We start from the raw sequence: 19,089 nt of genomic DNA on the forward strand, positions 1-19,089 counted from the left end.
GTGATCTCGCGGGCGCATTTATATACGGTCGAGCGGCCGCCCGCGGGCGATATGAATTCCGGAAGCGTGCGCGCCGGCGCGGCAACTGCACGCCTGCGCGGGTGCTGAATTCACACGCGCTCGCTGCGCGTAACGGAGGTGTGTGCGCGTGAGCAGGCGAATCGCGTCCGCGGTGCTCGCGTTCGTGCTCGCGCTCTCGCTCGTAGCGCCTGCCCTCGGCGGCGCACTCGCTGGCTCTGCTGCGGCCGCGCCCAGCGGGATGGTCACCGTCTCCGACTCGCAGATCACCCAGGAAGTCCCAGAAGGCGAGTCGATCCCGGTCTCGGCGGCTGACCTCGAAGGCGCAGTCCTCGCGTCGAGCGGCCACGCCGACTCGCTCGAAGTGATCGCGACGACGCCCGGACACGCTGATGAAGTGATGGGAACCGACGCGAACGTCGTTGGTAGCGGCCAGATGGCGTTGGTCTTCCGCGACGCAGAGGATCACGAGTCGCGGGAGATCGCCGTCGACGCCGGACTACTGCGAGAAGCACTCGGCTATACGCCCGAGACCGTCCGCGGGACGCACTCCTCGGGCGAGACCTGGCGCTCCGAAGCGACCTACGAGGACGGCTCTCTTGTGATGACGATCGAGAGCTTCTCATCGAACACAGTGACATTCTCCGGAGCAGTCGACATCTCGATGACCGGCGCGACCACCGGCACGTCCGCGCAGTGGGAGCTGTCAGACTACGATTCAGCGTCCGGTGTCACGATAAACACAACTGGTGTCAAAAGCACCGAGACAGACTCGATAGCAGTCTCCGCGGCGACGAACGGCCAGACGGTCTCGGCAGATATCGCAGGCAACATCGACGTGGAAGATTCCGCGGAGGTGGTTCTAACCGGGCACACGACCGCAACGTGGCAAAATCAATCTGGGAGCGGGCTTTCTCCAACTGCGACGGAATCGCTTGATCCCGGAGGGAACGTTCAACCGACGGACGGAAACGGGAACAACCCGCAGATCGCCGTGACCGCACACGAAAGCAGCTCGATTCACTCGATTTTAACGGATCAGGGTGACGGAACGATTGACTCGTCCGAACCGTACCTGGGTGACGATATGTCCGCCGGGTACGAGGACCCCGTCGATGGGCTCGCCCAATTTCAGCCGAAGACGGACGGGACTGTTGACTCAATCACTCTGAATATCTCTGGCACAGCGGGAAGCGACTATGGAGTGACCTTCGACGTATACATCGCGAAGAAGAGTTACAGCGAAGTGACCTCAGACGCTGGTGCCTATCTCAACGGACAAGGGACACAGATCAAATCAGGGTGGGATCCTGAGTGGTCGACCGGGACCCAGACTTTCACCACAGACACGCAATACGAGGTCAGTGCTGGCTCCACATACACGCTCCAGATTCTGGCGAGCGGAACAAGTGGAGATACGGCGGAAGATTATCTCGCAATCGCGACGGACGATTCTCCATCGTCAGTCAAGTCGGGGACTTGGGTCGACACCACCGATCGTCCATTTGAAAAGCGCCCGGATATCCAGATGAATATTGTAAATGAGGTGAATGGACTCTCCGTGGCCGACGGCGCTGGAGCGTCGGCATCCTTTGGTGACTTCACTGACGGAGAGACGAAAACCGCTCGCCTCGACCTCAGTCAGTCCTCCACCGCGCTCGATTTCTCTGGGAGTGGAACGGGGACAATCGACTATCAGCTGACGATGCAATCACAGACGCTCACCGAAGATCCTGAAATCGATATTGACGGTGACGGGACTGCTGAAGCGAGTTATACGGGCCTACTATCTGAAGGCGAATCTACCACCCAAACCGTTGATCCGTCTCTGACTGATGATGCGTGGACGGTTTCCACGAATGGTGGGAGCCAGGTGGACGTCTCAACCGAGATCACCGAGGGGACAGTACTGAAAGACCCCACCATCGAACTTAACGGCAACACGACCACGCTCCACTCCGGCACGCTCGCCGACGGCGAGACCGTCCAGACCACGATCCCGAAGAGTCAGCTTCGTGAGGGATCGAACCAACTGAACGTCTCGCTCGCCGACGACTCGCTCTCTGCGGACGCGCCGGCGATGCAGGCCGACATCGAACTCTCACACGACGCCGCCGACCAGATCGGGGTGAGCTACCGGACGACCGCCTTCGAGGAAACCTACAACGTCTCTCATACGTACGCGGATGCGACCGCGAACGCCCAGGTCACGATCCCGTTCGCCTCCGAGCGGATCGTCGAGGTCGCCTCCCTGGAGTACCGCATCGACGGCGGGACGTGGCAGTCCGTGAGCGCGCGGCACTACCGTCTCGACGGGACGACACTCGACGTCTACCTCAGCGACGCCTACGGTGGTGACATCCCGAGTGGCTCCACCGTCGACGTCCGAGCGACCGGTCGCCGGATCGACGTCGCGAACGGCGCGGTCACTGTGACCGAAGCCACCGCACCCGGCGACGAACTCGACACGCAACTGCAGATCGACTCGCGATCGCCCGGCTTCCACGTGAACGTCGGGCCGACCGCGAACGGCGACCGGATCCACCACGCGACGTCGAGTGACTACCCCACCACGGATTACGCGATCATCGAAGCAGACGGCGACCAGAGACTCTACCTCCCGAACTCCAAGACGGGCGATCACTTCCGCGTCAACTACATCCAGACGATGGCGATGCCCGAGAAGGGCGACGTGAAGATCACCGTCGAGAAGGCCGGCTCGGATCCAGAGCTGGACATCGACCCTGGACCGATGGGGGCTGGTGATCCGGTGACCTACAAATACTACCGGACGACGTCGGGCGTCGAGTACATCCTGAACTCGATCACGCAGGGTGTCGTGCGAGACTCCGACGTCGCGAACTCGCCCGCGATCTTCGACGACGACGACTCCGATGAGCTGCTATCGATCTTCGCGGAGACGAGTTCCTCCAGCGATGACGGTGGCGGGGCCGGCGTCTGGGACCGTGCCAGTAGTGCTGTGGGATCGGTCCAGACGCCGTCGATGTCGGTCCCGAGTTGGCTCCCGATCGCTGGGGTCCTCCTGCTCGGTGGCGGCGCGGTCGTCGTTGTCTCGCGCCGTGTCTTCGGTAGTAGTGAACCGCCGGCAGCACCGGCAGAGGATCCGCGATCGCGACCGTCTGGTTCGAGTAGCTCCCCGTCGTCGGGCGGACTCGTCAGCCGACTCCTGCGCGGGAGCGGTGGCCTCCTCGTGAGCGTTCTCACCGGGAGTGGCCGGCTGCTGGCGTGGACCACCCGTCGCGGTGGTCGCCTCGGACTTGGGCTCCTGAAACTCCTGAACAAGGCGCTGATGCGCGTGCTGGCGAACACGTACGCGGCCGTGCTTCTGGCTGTCGGCGGGTTCCTCTTCGCCGGCCAGCTGGGGCTGGTGCCGGGTCGGGCCATCACGCTCGGGTCGGTGATCGGTCTGCTAGTCGCGACGCTGTGGGGGCTCCAGAAGCTCGGGATCTACTCGAACCGGCTCTTCATACTGATCGGCGGGCTGGTCTCTGTCGGCGCTGTCGAACTCCTCTCGCCGGGACTGCTCCAGCAGTTCGTCGGTCAGCTCCCGATCGCCCTCCTGGCGATTCTTGGGACCTCAATTCTGGCTATCTGGTTCATCTTCGTCCGGCGGACGGAAGCCTCGACGCCGGAGACGGTCAACACCTTCTCGTTCCGAAGTGGAGGTGGCGGCAGCAGCGGCGGCAGTGACAACGGAGGCGAGCAGTAGTGCTGGCGCTCCTGATCGGTGACCTGCTGACCCGGACGCTGCAGTACCTCGGAATCGGCGGGCAGATCGGTGTGGTCGCGCTCCTGTTAGCTGTCGCGCTGTACGGCCGCAAACTGCTTTCTGTCGGGTCGGTGCTCCGGAACGCCATCGGCTACCTGATGGTTTTTGCCGTGCTGTTGGCCATCGTCCTCGCCGCTGGCTGGGGCCGCCTCAACATCACCCAGATCCTCAACGACACGCAGATGCTGTACGAGCACGGGAGCGACCTGGCCACGAACGTCGACGTCAAGATGCTCCGGGGGCTGCTGCCGTGATCCCGTCATCGCCGATGACACTTCCGGTGTTAGCCTTCGTCTTACTGGCTATGCTGTGGGTTATATGGGTGAAGATCATCGCACCGCCGCTGGAGGAAGAGATATGACTGGATCACTGGTCCATGTCATCGCCGTCGGTGTCGTCGGCGCGATCGCGACCGGCACCGGGATGGCGCTGTACGAGCGTGACGCACTCCGGCCCGTCCTGGAGGCGCTCGGAGTCGTGGGCGTGCCAGTTGCGCTCGGGCTCTTGATCCACCCGTTCGTGGGGATTACAGCAGCGCTCGTCATCCTCGAAGCGCTGTACGAGGCGCATCAGTCTGGGCTTCTGGAGGAGCGTGAGGAACAACTCCAGACGCTCTGGTACCGGCTCCGTGCTGACGCCCGGCGCGGACGAGAGCAACTACGCCAGCGGATCGATGCGTGGCTCGCTGCTCGTGGCGGAGACCAGACAGCCGCTGACGAGGAGCGTGAGTCGCTGTGAGTCGACAACAGCAGTGCCAGGTGGCACTCCGAGAGGCGTTCGCCGACGACATCCGCGCGCTCGTCGACGAGTATCCAGAGACGCGCCGGCTGACGCTGGACTGGCAGCGGCTCGCTCGCTGGGAGATCGACGCTCTCGGAAGCGACGTCGAGTGCGACCTCGACGACGTCCGCGGGCTCGCCTCCGACGTGATCGCGCGGCCTGAGTCGCTACGAGACACCTTCACCGAAGCGCTCAACGACGTCGTTCCAACGGTCACGGAACGCGAGCGCCCGCTCGGGCAGGCCCACGTCGCCTTCGAGAACCTCCCGGAGAGTGCGACGTTCACGGTCGGCGGCTACTCGCCCTCGGAACAGACCGAGCGCTTGTTCGCGCTGGAAGGGCAGATCACGAAACGGACCGAAGTGAAGCCGCGTGTCGAGGAGGCTGTATTCGAGTGCCAGCGCTGCGGAACCCGGGCACGGATTCCACAGCCGCCGTTCGGATCGATCCGCGAGCCGCAGGGCTGTCAGGGCTGCGACGACCCGAGTGCGTACTTCTTCCACAAGCGGAGTGAGTCCGAGTTCGAGGACTACCAGAAGATCCGCCTGCAGCAGCCGCCCGAAGACGCGCGGGGAGACACGGAGAACATCGACGTCCACCTCGCAGACGACCTCACCGGGACCGACCGCGTCGAGTCCGGCGGGCGCGTCACCGTAGTCGGGCGACACCGGCCGCTATACACGGGGGAAGTCGTCTTCGACGAATGCGTCATCGGCAACGAGGTCGTCCCCGACGAGCCGACGATCGCGGACTATCAGGACGAGCGGCACCAGCAGGCCGTCGAGGAGATTGCTACTGCCGACGACCCGGTCTCAGTGCTGTGCGAGGCGTTCGCGCCGAACTTCGAGGCCGCAGGCGACCGCGACCAGCAAGTGATCGAAGCGCTCGTGCTGCAGCTGATCGGCGGCTGGACGCGGACGACTGACGACGGCGCCCATCATCGTGGTGAACCGCACGTCTTCCTGCTCGGTGATCCTGGCGTCGGGAAGACCGTGCTGGCGCGGGCGGCCCACGAGATCGCGCCGCGCGGGGCGTTCACTGACGGGACGGGCTCGTCGGCCGCAGGGCTCACTGCAGCGATCGAGAAGGACGACTTCAGCGACGGCCAGTGGTCGATCTCTGCGGGAACGCTGGTGCGGGCGCACGGCGGGCTCGCGGTCGTCGACGAACTCGACAAGGGCGACAACTCCGATCTGGACGCGCTGCACACGGCGCTCGAATCGCAGGAGGTCCACGTCAACAAGGCCGGGAAGCACGCCACGCTCCCGGCGGAGACCGCGCTGCTGGCGGCCGGGAACCCGACCGGTGGGCACTTCGATCCGACCAAGGAGTTCGCTGAGCAGGTCGGCTTTCAGTCGCCGCTGCTGTCGCGGTTCGATCTGATCCTGCGGATGCAGGCCCGCGAGCAGCGCGAGCTGATCGTCCGCGTCGCCGAACAGATGATCAGCGCCCGGAAGGCGGCCGGGAAGCTGGCTCGTGGCGAAGAGCTGACCGACGAGGAGCGCGTCTTCGTCGAAGGGGAGTACGACAGCGACCAGTTGGCCGCCTACATCGCCCACGCCCAGGAGTATCGACCGGTCCCGAGAGGCGACGTCGAGGACGAGATGGCCCAGTGGTTCGCCGATCTGAAGACGTCGCTGCCGGAGCGCTATCAGGACGCGATGGGCGACAGCGAGTACGACGGGCCGCCGCTTCCCGTGACGGCGCGAAAGCTCGACGCGATGCAGCGCTTCGCAGAAGCGGCCGCCCGCGCGCGGCTGGATGACACGATCCGGATGTGTGACGTCGAGCGCGTGAAGCCGTTGATCGAGCGGTCCCTCGCCGATATCGGGATCGCGCCGGCGAACAACTCGGCGTTCGGTGCTGTTGAAGCGACAGCGTCGGAAGTCGGTCTGTGATCTTCGGGTGGCTGTCGTCCTACTGAGTCCAAGAAAGGTTCCGCACGTCTGTCCGGCGTGCGATCGCGACCGCCGAGTGGTCTAACTCCACGCTGTCCGCTGATATTCTGGCTCTGAATACTGACCGAGTAAGTCTTTCAATAATCTCCGGGAAATTTTGATTCAAACTTACGAGGGCGTCATAGAAGTCTTCGCACACCTACCAGGAATCGCGCAACACAGACTGAGATTCCTACGGACGCCCATCCAGAAATGTGACATAAACACTTTTCAAATATCTCTCCGATATTATGTGTATGATTCCCCTCCAATTCGGTGTCCCCGGCGGACCGGAACTCATCATACTCGGTTTGATTTTTCTGATAATCCCTTTTGCAATGGCATACTGGGTGTACAATGATGCTGAGCGACGCGGCGAGGATAACGCAGCGCTATGGGCCGTGGTCGTCGGTGGTCTTACGTACCTGACGTTTTTCGGTGGCATCCTCGCACTTGTCGTCTACATTTGGCAGCGCGAATAGTACACATAACAGCTTCTCGGTATATCGTTCGATTCGCAACCAAATTCTCACGGCTGATTCGGCCGCATAATCGTGAAATAAATACCGTGCCAAGTCTTCTACGGCACTCTTTCAAACTTACAGCAACACAAGGATAAATATACACGAATTCACAAGTATCGATGTGGCTGTAGAAAATGTTGTTTGTCCGTACTGTGGGAAACAGACACCTGCAACCGTACAGGCGGGAACTTCAATCCAAAAGGTTCAGACAGCAAACAATTATAAACGTCTAAAAAAGAGCCGGAGAACTAAAAACGCGTGCCAGAAGTGCGGGAAGAAATTCTACGCTCAATATTCAAAACCAAAGTAACGGTCGCCTGCCGAAGTAGTTCTTCGAACTGGTAGAATTGACGGTCACCACGCGGAAGCGTAGGTCATCTCGCAGATATCTATCGAGGTTTCCCAAGCGGAATTCGACTTCTCTACGTTCGATACACGATGAAAAAGAGAGTGGATCGACGACCTTATTGACGAGATCTCTACGAGCGGTACGGAGTGACTGACGAAGAAATTGAGATTGTGAGGCCGACCGTTGGGGAGTAGTGCTGATCGAGCCGGTGACCGGTCTTGACGAGCGAGTGCTCGTCAGTTGCGTGTGTGCGGTCGCGGCGACGCATCTGTTTGCGGAACTGCCGCACGTCTGTCCGGCGTGCGATCGCGACCGCCAAGTGGTCTAACTCCACGCTGTCCGCTGTTTCTTGGAGTGGAGAGATATGGAGACGGGAGAGATCGGCAGCGCCCCGACAGGTGGGCGTTTGTGAGCGGAAACACCGCGGGAAATGGGGACTGCCCGCGGTGTGACGGAGACTCGGTAGTGGGTTGGGTAACGGGCAAAGCCCGCAGTCAGCGAGAAGACCAACGATAATAAAAATCGTACGCCGATATTCAGGCTCTGCACATTGACCGGAGTGGCCCGTTCGCGGGTACTGAGAGTTTCACACCTATATCGAATCGCTTGGTACAGTCACTTCGAGAATTCTATGAACAGAGCCGTGTGAGCGAATAGACAGATACAGCACTTGGACATCCTGCTTTGTTAAATAGTGATGGGTGGATAGGACATCAGAATGTGAGCCAGCTCGTGAGCGTATGTGGATGGTGGCCTCATAATCGATATTGCTTCATCTCTACTTCGAGGTCGCTATTCAACAGAGCAGAATTAAGTGGGTCATACTCGCGTACTGAGACAATACTTTTTTCACTCCATCGTCATACGACCTAGTTGTTATGGGTACTAAGATGGGCAGCAGAGAAGAAGAGAGGATGAGCTTAGAACAGCTCGATGGTGCTGTCCTCAAGTATGAAAAGGCAGATGGTGAGACGGTTACTGTCGAGTTCGACCAGGAATAGCAATTTGCGGAGTCATTTTTGAGGTTTTATTGCATAGTTACAACATTGATACCAAGTAGGTTGGCGAACTTCCACAACCCAACCTTGCTCTCTGGTAGAAGTAGATGAGCTGAATCAGAATTTGCAGCCAAGCAGAGTGCCAAATAATCATCAGATGATAAGAACGGATCCTCGGATTGGGAGTTTTGTTCAATTACGGTCAGAATTTGACTACTAAGCGAATCCTGTACCTGTAGCGCTGGCTTCGCCTGGTACTCTACGTTCACTGCATCGCATAAATCCAGTATTCCAATGTTGAATTCTGATGGCTCTTTTCCGGAAGATGCATTGTTCACAATATATTCTGATGGGACTGTTAGTTTAATTTTAGGCAACTGATTGTCTCCTATTCCAGTTATATCATCAGATATCTGCCGGAGACAAGGCTCAGTCAGGTATTTTTCATCCGCACTATGGACATAGTCCGGAAGAAATTCCAAGACAGATTTAGTGGCGACAACGTCTACGCTCTCGCGCTGGGCGTAGCAAACTGTATCCTCAGTCGTACTGTAATATGAGACAATCTTCCCTTCAGAGCACCAGGATTGAATAATAGCTTCGGGATCGTCAAGCAGCTGACGGCTAGATTCGGGTTGTGGAACAGTCGCCTCCTGATTGATTTTGTTGTTAAGTTCGTTCAGTATTTCTTGATGAGTATGTAAATCAGCCCCAATTTTCGATGAGATTTCTCGATCGAGTGACGATCCCGAGTTTACTGGCGTAGTCAAACTGTTAAGACTTGAGACTCCAACCGCTTGTTTATCAGATAGCTTCGCTAAGTCGAGTAGGGATTGATCTCCTGTAATTAGATGCGCTTCACACGTGTCTGCATAAGCTAATATATACATATCCGCCACATCCCCGTTTCCTAAGTTCCCAACCACTCTTTTTGGTGGCTTCTGCACATCTACTGATAAGAAACCTAATGTCTCGAGTGTATTCAGAATACCAAGGTTTTCGAATCCTTGCTCGTTTGCTGCTTTAGACCCACTCCCTGATTCGGGATGTTTGTTCATTTCAAAAACCGTCGCCCAAGAAATGTGGATGTTACTTTCGTGGAAAAACCTATGTGGGAATATTGTATGTAGGATACTAGTAGGACGGTCTGCTACGTGGTCGTGATATAAGGTGTTTGTATCAATCACCCAGTCTTTTTCCGTGACCCGATGATACTCGGGACCTACAGAATTTCTAAGTTTAAATTGTTCGAGTCCCAGTTGTGATTTAATCATTTCATTGATTGCTCCAACAATTTTATCAATCCGATCGATTCCTTTAGGCCGCGACCAGACTATATGATTACCCTCAGCAGACAAAACAAGTGTTACTTGGTCAAAAATGAAATAGATACTATCTCCATCTTGACGTATTGGTAGTTGTTCAGAGTCAGATGTATACCTAGAATGAGAGGCGAGCGACTCAAATTGTGGATTTGCATTTTGGATTGCTTGATGAATACTGTCACCATCTAAACCGTCAAAAATCGACCCATCTGAACGGTAGAATTCTATTATTTGCTGAATCCCAGGGACGATATTGAGAGAGTTATCTGCAACCTTGACAACAGGGCCTGTTTCCTCGGTAGTTGTGGGACCGACAAGCGAATTATAGTTTGGAATAGAGTAGTTCCAATTAGAGTTGAATATTCCATATTCGCAGAGCAATTCTTTAGCACACTCCAATTCTACCTCGGAAAGTTCATCACCGTAGTACGTGAAATAAACATCATCTGGGGTAGAAACTTCCCCCGTGTACAATTTAACATCAACCAATTCTGGTGCTTCGCCTTGGATGCATTCTACAAACCTCTTTTGCTCTAAATTAAAGAATGGCGTAGAGATCAGATCTGTTGGATCTCGTTTGTCATAGACTATTTCTAATATTCCTGCACCAACTATAAAATATGAGTCACTTATAGAATTGTCAAAATGGGTCTTGATACTCCCCAGAAAATTCCTAAATTCGTCATCCGTGGCAAGATTAGCGCGGCCATCGTCAATCGTCGAGATTCCGTCGAGTATTGCTCCGTTCCCTTCGTTCAATTCGTCTGCAGCAAAATAACAACCCTGTGCTCGGGCCTGCATCTCTTTAGAATTATGAGAAAGGTGTTCTTCAGATAGATAAGTTAGCTGACCATAAACTGACACTGTCTCATTATCTATTTCAAATTCTAAGTCTAAAATATCTCCTTCACTAAGTTGATAATATGTAGCGAAACTTTCTGGAATAAATATAGAATATGGATGGCCAAAAGACGGAGTATAGTTATATCCTGAAAATTCAATTATATTACTGATCTCCTCTGTGAATCCTTTAGATATTTTTCTTGCGTATGACTCCGAACAGTCTACAATCTCAGATAACTGTCGGGGTGAATAATCCGGATTGGATGCCGCAGTATGCAAAATCTTTCGCTGCAGTAGAGTGAAGTCAGAATTATTATTTTCCGTCATCTATCTCAAGATAATAAACCATTGACTTATTTGTGGCGGAATAAGTGTCCTCACCGATGATTCAACCATTATTCGTTCACAGGCTCATTTGCCTAATATGTCCAGGGTCACCGGACCGGCCGTGATTAAACCAAAATTAGACAACAAGCAGCCGAGAAAATCAGCCGCAGCGTCCTTGACGGGCTCAAGATTGGGACCGTCGAGGAGTGGGAGCAAAGAGGAGTCACTGAGCAGTATTATCCTAGATCCTGTCCAGAGTGTGAGGAGATCTATCCCGTATTCACTCCGTACCGATGGGTGCACTGCTGTGCGGCTAAAGCGATCCGCCTCAATTAATTAGCCGACCTCGGGACAGCAATCGAGAGATGAGCCGGAACCAAGGCCACGTTGAGGGAGAACTGTCCGAATTCAAATTCGCCGCCGATCTCGTCGAGGAGTACCGATAGTCTATCCGAGATTCCTTTTCGCGATTCAGTTAGAAACAGGTCTCCAATAGTGTCTGCGTCGTGAGGTGGGTGATGCTGTCCGTCGAAGTGGTCTCTGTGTCCACGCTATCGGTACAAAGGATGCCTGTGATTTCTGGGTTGTGGTTGCCGATGTCGAAGAGGTATCCCTCTGCCGACTGTACGAAGTATATATACTCGAAAAGTTGGCGTAGGCCCTGTGAGAACGTGGAGGCCGACTGCGTATATTTCATCTCGCCGATTAGTACTTCTGAAAGGGTCTCCCCCCCGATTGAACCTCCCTTGCGCTTCTCATATCGAAGGATCAGGAGGTCAGGACGTCCGTTGAAGAAGCTGTGTTGAGTGCCTTTCGAGAGAAATGTTTCCAAGCTGTCTTCGTACGAATCGAGGGCTACGCGATTCCGATATAACACATCAGGGATGGTGGGATCATCAAGTTCCACAGCAGAGGGATACTCCTCGAAGAATCGAAGAGGTCCATTTTGGTCGTAGTACACCTCGATGTATTGGTCAGGACTGTCGAATGACGCGAGAACGGATGAATCCGAATCGATCCGTTGGACCTGTATATCCCGATAACGCGATTGTAGTCTTCTGAGCACCCCAAAGACACAGAATAGCTCGAATACCTTATGGTCCTGATCCGGCACGATGAGGGTCTCATTGAGGAGGTCTCGAACGGGTTCACGAGCGAACCGATCGTTCATCAAATCGTCGTACAAGCGATAGAGTCGATGTCCCTCAGAATAGAGCTGATGGCGAGAGCGACGAGCGGTGTCTAGGTCTCGCTCTGAGAGACTGATTTCTTCAGGAGCTGGCAGGGCGTCGAGGTAGATGTTGTGCTTCAGTGTTTGCTGCAGCCCGACAATATCTCGATCATCCCACATCGAGCGCCACTCTTGGTTGATCGACTCGATCTGTGTGGTAAGGGGCTCTGCGATGACTGCGAGCAACTTCTTGAGAACGCGATTCTCTGGGATATCGTACTCGACAGCCGGATTGCTGACAACAAAGAGCGTCGGATCATCATAGCCTGCAGCACCTCGCTCACGGATAGTCTGTTGCCAGTCGATCGCCCCTCGAACGCCTCCTCGGACAGTTTCGCTCTGCTGTCGGGTAATCGTCTTGATGCGACGAAGCCGATCCGGGAGTCGATCAATGTACTCCACGACGTCGCTGTACAGCACGAAATGCAGTTGCTTCAGTTCGTCAAACGATTCGATATTGAGGCCGCTGTAGTCGACGGCGTCGACGTACTGTCCGGTATTCAGACTCCCTGATCCCAGATAGGTGATCAGTTCCTCGGTCACGTGGCGACGCAGTTCCGAAGCGGGTGTTTTCATCGGCTCACTCCGTGGAGATCTGGTCCAGATCGAGATCGAACATATCGTTCGCTTTCTGCCTGAGGTAGGAGATATCAAGCGGGAGCTCGACCGATTCAGATCCGGAATCGGCTTTGATTTCTCCGTCTTCGGCGAGTTCTTTGAGGAGGCTTTCCTGGTCGGATTGTCTGAGTCCCTCAAGTTGGGGAAATACGTAGTTGAGTACCGCAGAAGTGAGTGGGGAGCGGCGATCTCCGCCCTCGAACGCCGCAAGTTGCTCGAAGATGTCGAGGATGATTGCTGGGCCTAGGGACCGGTACTCGTTGATCTGAGCCCACAATACCATCACCTCTTGGTGATGTTGATCGATCACGTCTTCGAGATGAGGATTGGACCGTTGCCAGACGGTCCCGTAATTTGGGCCAGCAGACGGGTCAAGCAGATTATGTTCGATCACCTCCTCGTCATCGGTCAAATCGGGAACACCGACGTGGATGAAGCTGAACCGTCTCATAAATGCGAATGAGAGATCGTAGAGTGAGGTCTTGTCGAAGGTATTCATCGTCCCGATCAACCGCCAAGCTGGCGTGACAGGGAACCGATCGTCATCAGCAGCGATTTCAGAGAGATCGGTATCCTCTTCGACCCAATCGACTCGAATCCGACCTTTGCGCTCGTATGGTAGTTCTACAGAGTCCTTCGATAGTACCGAAAACAGCGGGCCAAGCGCCTTGTCGATGTTCGCTCGGTTGAGTTCGTCGACCACCAGCCACCGGTTCTGCACAGTTCCGTTGTGATCTCTGAAGCACCGGAGGAAGAGGCGGGGATCAAACCTGAGTTCATCGCCGCCGTCGGACGGGACATACCCGCCGATCGTGTCGAAGGAGCTCCACTCTGCAGTCGCTGTGGTGAACGTGTATCCGTCGACGCTGTCCAGTTCTTCAGCCTGCTCTGCGACCGCCTTCGCTAAACGGCTCTTGCCCGTCCCAGGCGGACCGGTGAAGATGATGTGCTTTCCGGCCTGTAGCGCGGCGTGAATTTGCTGGCGAAGCCGTGTTTCCTCGCCACCGTAGAAGTAGAGACCGTCCGGGAGTTCGATGTCGAATTCAGGGAGCGAGAGACGTTTCTCGAGCCGGTCGGTGTTCGAGCCAGGCATCTGCGCTTCTTCGAGGATGTACTGACCTGCCTTTTCGCTCAGGTTGAACAGATACTGCTGATTGATTCCTGCGGGATTGAGCGGGTAGTATTTGTCGAGCTTCACCTCGTCGCGCATCAGGTACTCGAAGATCTCGGACAGTCGAAGTGGCTCCTCGAAATGTGTGACCTCAATACCCGCGCGCTGGTGCTTCTTCCCATCCGTGTCTGTCACAACGTACGGTGGAGTGGTGACCTCAGAGCAGGCGATCAGTTCCCCGTCTCGGTAATTGAACACGAGATCGCCTTTTTCCAGTTTTCTGACGTCGTGGTGTGGAGAATTGTCAAGAGGTGCTTTGAGAAATCCATTTTCAATTTCTTCGGGGTTATTGCTCTGGTTTACCCAGTAGTATGCCGCCTTGCGGCTCACCGGATCGGCATCGAGGGTCTCCGGCTGGTCTGTCTTGTCCCCGTCTGTGAGATCCGAATAAAACTCCGAGAGAGACTCATAAGAGTCCTGGATGGAGTCGATAGAGTCGTCGGAGATCTTCTTGAAGCTGTACATCTGGTTATAGCTCTCTTCGAACCCCAAGTCGCGCCACACCTGTTCTATCGAGATCGAAAGATCAGAGACATAGTCCAGAACCTCGAATACGAGATTGCTATCCGGATTATTCCACAGCCAGCCCCCGACAGCGGGTCCTTCCGTTTCGGGATCGTACTTCTCGCCCGCCTTTCCCATACCGAAGACGACGTTGTTGTCGTGGAAGATGATCCCGTCCCCTTCGGCCATTTCGTCGAAATGCGCTCGCTTCGTTCCACCTTTGCCTTCTGCAGCTCCCCAGAATCGAGCTCGTCGTGAGCCTTCGACGAAGTCAGGAGCGTCCTCAGAGACCTCTACGGGGGTTTCTACCGTCTGCTGGAATTCGTCTGCCCAGTCATCCCCGACAATCACCAGATAGAGATTCTGCATTAGAAATTGCAAACAGAGGCCAGGTCTTGAAACTGTTCCCAGAGTTTCTATCGACTGAGTCCCAGTCTGACATCTGGGTGAATAATTTATAGAGTTGCGGTATTTACCGAAAGTAGATGACTCAAACCTCGATGTGGTGGTATTGATTTTGTTCCTCGAAGACTTTCAGCAGGTGGGGAATCCGCGGCGGATGGTCAACGAGTACTTCGAGGTGGCGCTGGAGAAGTACGACGAGCCGACTTCAGTAATGAATCGCCAGATGGAGATATTCGCCGTCACTCGCTGATCTCAATACGCCATTCTGCGGAATCGGTGTCGATGATGATCAGGCCATATCCGCTGTCCGTAACGAGTGTGGACCCTTCGTACGGCCCGATCTCGTTGTGGAGGAGATCGACCTTCTGCCCGTCGGTATTGGCGAGCCACACTGCCGCCTGCCGGTCGTTCTCGATCTCGAACGTAACCTCATTCCCGCCATCAAACTCGTAGGGGCCGAACCACGCTGCGTGAACACCGCTGGATTCTGCGGGGAGCCCTTGGAGATCTTGCTGATTGAACCGTGGCTGTTGGACGTTCGCACTCCAAGAGCCATCTGCAGTGACGTCCAATCGCCACTCGCCGGCCGGCAAGTTCAGCGCCACCTGTCCATCGTAGTCTCCGATATTATTGACGAGGTACTCTTCCTCGCCACCAGATCTCACCGCCTGGACCTGGAAGTTCGACTCTCCGGAGTGCTCGAAGTCAAAAGTCACCAGACCGCCTTCGGTCGTGAAGGAGTCACTGACATCGTTGCCGCTCCCAGACAAAGCGTACGATTCCCCATCTTCAGCAGGGACAGGTGTCGGTGTTGGTGTGGGCGTTGGCGTCGCAGTTGGAGTCACCGTCGCTGTCGGAGTCAATGTCGCTGTTGGCGCGAATGTCGCTGTCGGAGTCAACGTTGCCGTGGCTGTGTCACCGCCATCGGCGGCAGCCTCCGAGCCACCATCCGCTGCCATAGTGGATTGGTCGTCGTCGCCCGCAGCTGCATCAGATATATCGCCTGAGTTGCCACCACCGGGTAGGACAGCGCCGAGTACTGCGAAGATCACCAATAAATAGACTCCAGCAGCAATCCCTGATACCGCCCCACCACCGGCAGAGATGCCCGGGACTGCCGACAGCGACCCAGCGAGGCCGCCGTAGTCTTGCCAGACGAGAACCGCAACGATCAGTGGAAGGAATACGATCCAAAGTGGGAAGGTAATCACATATATGAATGCGACAATAGCGTTTCGTGCTGTTGCCCCAGCTGTCATTCCAGGGATTGAGTCTGTGAAAGCCATAATATAGGAGTGAACGTGTTAGAGAGCTTTTGTTATAAGTAAGATAATAATAATAGTATCGACATAATGAGACAACTCTGACGAACGTGAGTTCGAGCAGGCGGAACTGGACGTGGCCAAGGTCCACGCCGACGGACTGGAGCGCGAGCAGATGAAGTTCGTCCTCGACGACTTCTACCAGGTGCAGAATCCGCGACGGATGGCTGACGAGTACTTCGATCTAGTGCTGGAGAAATTTGATGTACATTATGTTTTATATGTGCACGAAGAATCAGTTGGCGCCTTCGCCGCGTTCCCGTCAGGGAACTAAGCTGTATGTCGAAGGAAATCGATCACAGTGAGGCGGAAGATCTTCTACGAGAAACTTGGAGAGAGGTAACAGATAGTGATGAGTCGTCCTACGTCGACGATTACATAATTAGACAAGGCCTGAGAGAAGTCCTCCACGCGGAAATATACGGCACAAGAACGTTCAAGTATATCTTGGTGACGAACGTTCTCGCTAAAACGGTTAATCCAGACATACACGCACTCGCTCTCCAGGATCAGAGCGAACTTCCGGGATCGTTCAACTCTGGCGGATTAGCTACCGATGTGGTAACAGACTGGGAAAAAGACAACGGAGAGCGGCTGGGCGGATCAAACGAGCCACGGACGAATAGCGTCTATTACCGGCAGTCCGAACTCAATACCGATTACGAGGTTCGGAACGACGACCTGTACCAGACTCTAATTCGCCTTCTAGAAGAGTTGGAAGAACAGTCCTCGGAAGGGGAAATAGAACCGATCGATATGCTGCGACAGACGCTATACGTCGTCTCACAGCTGGAGCCGACGACTGTCAGTTACGCAAACCCACCAGACGTCTCGTATGTTGAACTCAAAGAGGCTGTTGAACAGTATCTTGAACGGTCTGGAACCGGGGAACGGCTTGCGGCTGTCGCTGCCGGTGTGCTCGATGCTCAGTACTTCGTAGCTGACCGATCGGATGTCTTCATCAAGGTTGACCACGTGAATGTGGCAGACGAAAACTCGAGTGCGGCTGGCGACATCGAAGTCTTCGAAGACGAAGACGAGGAAGTCCTGTTACAGGCGGCTGAAGTAAAGGATAAGCCGGCAACGAAAGCAGATATCCAGCACTCGATTTCAACCGGACGGACGCATAAGCTGGATGAATACTTATTCATCACTGGACGTGGCTTTCAGTCCCACACCGAGGAAGAGCGTGCTATAGACACGATCGAAGACGCAGAGATTGAGGTAGTCGTCATCACCACAGACGATCTCCTCAGTAGCTTGAAATTCCAAGGCAGGGCAGGTCGTACGCGTTTCCGAGAATCAGTAGGCGAGTTCTTGAACGATATGCGCGCTCAAGAAGAGAGCAAATCCGACTGGAAAGAAATCATCGAGTCGCTGTGACAAATCGAAGCGGCTCGTACCGTCGCTAATTCGGAGCGATCTCAGCATTAAGCGCGGAAAGAACGTCGCTTTTCGTTCCCTCGGGCTTATCGATAACAGTCTCCTCTAACTCGACTTCGACGTTATTCTCCGCACGTCGCCGTATCAATTCCAGAACGTCAATGACTCGCGCGATATTCTTTCCTCGTCCGCGGACAGCTACCTGTTCGCCCTTTTGTATTCTGATTAGAGCATCCTCGGCGTGTCGCCACGGTGAGCGGCTACTCTCAATTTCAATGGTGCCATCGAGGTCGTGAGAACCATCACCACCGTCAGCGCGAATCGTTGCATTCGAGGCTTCTTCTTTGTAATCGCTGGTCGCCAGCCCAAGCTGATCGGACAGCGATCGGATTACAGCCTCAATGAGACCAGGAGGAACGGCGTTCCCGATCTGTCGTTGTATTTCTCTTGGCGGACCACAGATCTCGTAGTCGACTGGAATATCCATCAGCTGCATCTGTTCAAGGAACGAGTACCGACGAGATCGCCAGTGGAAAGGCCCGACATACGTCCCCGGTGCCGCCTGAAGCGTCCAGGTCGGTCTGTCGGGATCCTGCTTCAGGAGGTAATTGTAGTGTCGGGATCGCCAATCGAACACCTTCGCGTCGAGTTCGTCCTCGTCGCGTTCAACGTATTCGCCCTTCTCTGGATCGTACTTCCGTTCGGTGAAGTGCTGGTAGTTCCCTCCTGGCGGGATATTCTTCAGTAGGTAGCCGTACTGTCCACCGACGGCGTTCTCGTAGCCTTCCTCAGTGAGATCTGCGTCGAGGTCGAAATCACTCAGGGCCTCTCGCGCGGTCACCCAAGACGGCTTGCCGGTCAGCGCGTTCTTCGCCTCAACGTGGGTTGGTTCGGGGAAGTACGGTTTCTCCTCTCCCCTAAATCCGATAATAAATAGCCGTTTTCTCGTCTGTGGCACTCCGAAGTTAGCCGCATTCAGGACGTCGTCGTTGATAGTGTATCCCGACTGAGCGAACTCCTCTTTGATGATCTCGAAGTCTTCACCGTTGTTCGCTGAAGCAAGCCCGCGAACGTTCTCGAAGATGAATGCGCGGGGTTCGATTTTCCGGAGCAAGCGGGCATACTCCTCGAAGAGCATCCCCCGAGCAGCATCAGTTCCTTCCCGGTTTCCCTCGTTCGATCGGGAAAACGTCTGGCAAGGTGGACCGCCGACGATGAAGTCTATATCGTCTGTCCCGGCCGCTTCGAGGAGTTCCTCAGCAGTTACATCGTGGATGTCGTCTTCGATAACGGTCCACTCGTAGGAAGCACTCTGGCCCTTGATGCCTTCATCGTACGTAGAACTGTTCGCTCGCAGAGAATCAGCCGAATAGCTGTCCGAATCGAGCGTGACTAGAGTCTCGATTCCGGCCCGGTGTACCCCGATATCGATACCGCCGAGGCCAGAGAAGAGGCTGATTGCTGTAGGCCCGCTCATACTCTTTACCCACAGTTGACCGATAGACTACAAAGGTGTTCTCACCGCGGAAGCGTTTCTCCGCAATCAAATTATGTACATAATGCA

At 55.3% G+C, this 19,089-nt stretch carries 14 protein-coding genes; 9 read left to right on the forward strand and 5 right to left on the reverse strand.

The features are described 5' to 3' along the window. Positions 1-148: 148 nt before the first annotated feature. The 6 genes from NO362_RS11840 (at position 149) to NO362_RS11865 (ending at position 8,399) form a co-directional block, all read left to right on the forward strand. Entirely contained in the window at positions 149-3,748 is a 3,600-nt protein-coding gene (locus NO362_RS11840) for a hypothetical protein (protein ID WP_256545416.1), read from the forward strand. Further along, the gene (locus NO362_RS11845; protein WP_256545417.1) at positions 3,748-4,062 is read left to right on the forward strand and encodes a hypothetical protein; all 315 of its coding nucleotides are present in this window, start codon (positions 3,748-3,750) and stop codon (positions 4,060-4,062) included. The genes NO362_RS11840 and NO362_RS11845 overlap by 1 nt, the downstream gene beginning before the upstream one ends. Positions 4,063-4,165: 103 nt before the next feature. Continuing rightward, the gene (locus NO362_RS11850; RefSeq protein ID WP_256545418.1) at positions 4,166-4,546 is read left to right on the forward strand and encodes a hypothetical protein; all 381 of its coding nucleotides are present in this window, start codon (positions 4,166-4,168) and stop codon (positions 4,544-4,546) included. After that, positions 4,543-6,486, forward strand: coding sequence for an ATP-binding protein (locus NO362_RS11855; protein WP_256545419.1), 1,944 nt, complete (start codon positions 4,543-4,545; stop codon positions 6,484-6,486). Before NO362_RS11850 ends, NO362_RS11855 begins: the two co-directional genes overlap by 4 nt. 296 nt (positions 6,487-6,782) lie before the next feature. Continuing rightward, positions 6,783-7,007, forward strand: a complete 225-nt coding sequence (locus NO362_RS11860; protein ID WP_256545420.1) for a hypothetical protein — start codon at positions 6,783-6,785, stop codon at positions 7,005-7,007. Between the two features lie 1,269 nt (positions 7,008-8,276). Continuing rightward, a complete protein-coding gene (locus NO362_RS11865) occupies positions 8,277-8,399 on the forward strand; it encodes a hypothetical protein (RefSeq protein WP_256545421.1) in 123 nt (40 codons plus the stop codon). Between the two features lie 26 nt (positions 8,400-8,425). On the opposite strand, the gene NO362_RS11870 is transcribed toward NO362_RS11865, so the two are convergent. From NO362_RS11870 to NO362_RS11880, 3 genes are all read right to left on the reverse strand, one after another. Continuing rightward, positions 8,426-10,891, reverse strand: coding sequence for a hypothetical protein (locus NO362_RS11870; protein WP_256545422.1), 2,466 nt, complete (start codon positions 10,889-10,891; stop codon positions 8,426-8,428). Between the two features lie 475 nt (positions 10,892-11,366). After that, positions 11,367-12,698 carry a hypothetical protein gene (locus NO362_RS11875; RefSeq protein WP_256545423.1) on the reverse strand — a complete coding sequence of 444 codons (1,332 nt, stop codon included), beginning with the start codon at positions 12,696-12,698 and terminating at the stop codon, positions 11,367-11,369. Between the two features lie 4 nt (positions 12,699-12,702). Continuing rightward, positions 12,703-14,784 (reverse strand): AAA family ATPase, encoded by a 2,082-nt coding sequence (locus tag NO362_RS11880; RefSeq protein WP_256545424.1) that lies wholly within the window; start codon positions 14,782-14,784, stop codon positions 12,703-12,705. Positions 14,785-14,932: 148 nt separating this feature from the next. Between NO362_RS11880 and NO362_RS11885 the strand changes: the two genes are divergently transcribed. Next, positions 14,933-15,070: a hypothetical protein gene (locus tag NO362_RS11885; RefSeq protein ID WP_256545425.1), complete on the forward strand. Its 138-nt coding sequence runs from the start codon at positions 14,933-14,935 to the stop codon at positions 15,068-15,070. Here the strand turns inward: NO362_RS11885 and NO362_RS11890 are convergent. Beyond that, positions 15,060-16,106 (reverse strand): hypothetical protein, encoded by a 1,047-nt coding sequence (locus NO362_RS11890; protein ID WP_256545426.1) that lies wholly within the window; start codon positions 16,104-16,106, stop codon positions 15,060-15,062. The two genes, NO362_RS11885 and NO362_RS11890, sit on opposite strands and share 11 nt — an antisense overlap. 112 nt (positions 16,107-16,218) lie before the next feature. On the opposite strand from NO362_RS11890, the gene NO362_RS11895 reads away from it, so the two are divergent. Together NO362_RS11895 and NO362_RS11900 are read left to right on the forward strand one after the other, a co-directional pair. Continuing rightward, complete coding sequence (locus NO362_RS11895; RefSeq protein ID WP_256545427.1) at positions 16,219-16,416, forward strand: hypothetical protein; 198 nt, start codon at positions 16,219-16,221, stop codon at positions 16,414-16,416. A 5-nt stretch (positions 16,417-16,421) separates the two neighbouring features. After that, positions 16,422-17,525, forward strand: a complete 1,104-nt coding sequence (locus NO362_RS11900; RefSeq protein ID WP_256545428.1) for a restriction endonuclease, SacI family — start codon at positions 16,422-16,424, stop codon at positions 17,523-17,525. A 25-nt stretch (positions 17,526-17,550) separates the two neighbouring features. On the opposite strand, the gene dcm is transcribed toward NO362_RS11900, so the two are convergent. Continuing rightward, the gene (gene dcm, locus NO362_RS11905; protein ID WP_256545429.1) at positions 17,551-19,002 is read right to left on the reverse strand and encodes a DNA (cytosine-5-)-methyltransferase; all 1,452 of its coding nucleotides are present in this window, start codon (positions 19,000-19,002) and stop codon (positions 17,551-17,553) included. Between the last annotated feature and the right edge of the window lie 87 nt (positions 19,003-19,089).

Source organism: Halobellus inordinatus, from assembly GCF_024498335.1.
GTDB classification, from domain to species: Archaea; Halobacteriota; Halobacteria; order Halobacteriales; family Haloferacaceae; genus Haloquadratum; species Haloquadratum inordinatus.

Coding starts and splice junctions, on each gene's coding strand:
- NO362_RS11860 (WP_256545420.1), top strand. CDS start 6,783: ATGATTCCCCTCCAATTCGGTGTCCCCGGCGGACCGGAACTCATCATA.
- NO362_RS11865 (WP_256545421.1), top strand. CDS start 8,277: ATGGGTACTAAGATGGGCAGCAGAGAAGAAGAGAGGATGAGCTTAGAA.
- dcm (WP_256545429.1), bottom strand. CDS start 19,002: ATGAGCGGGCCTACAGCAATCAGCCTCTTCTCTGGCCTCGGCGGTATC.
- NO362_RS11870 (WP_256545422.1), bottom strand. CDS start 10,891: ATGACGGAAAATAATAATTCTGACTTCACTCTACTGCAGCGAAAGATT.
- NO362_RS11850 (WP_256545418.1), top strand. CDS start 4,166: ATGACTGGATCACTGGTCCATGTCATCGCCGTCGGTGTCGTCGGCGCG.
- NO362_RS11890 (WP_256545426.1), bottom strand. CDS start 16,106: ATGGCTTTCACAGACTCAATCCCTGGAATGACAGCTGGGGCAACAGCA.
- NO362_RS11900 (WP_256545428.1), top strand. CDS start 16,422: ATGTCGAAGGAAATCGATCACAGTGAGGCGGAAGATCTTCTACGAGAA.
- NO362_RS11880 (WP_256545424.1), bottom strand. CDS start 14,784: ATGCAGAATCTCTATCTGGTGATTGTCGGGGATGACTGGGCAGACGAA.
- NO362_RS11875 (WP_256545423.1), bottom strand. CDS start 12,698: ATGAAAACACCCGCTTCGGAACTGCGTCGCCACGTGACCGAGGAACTG.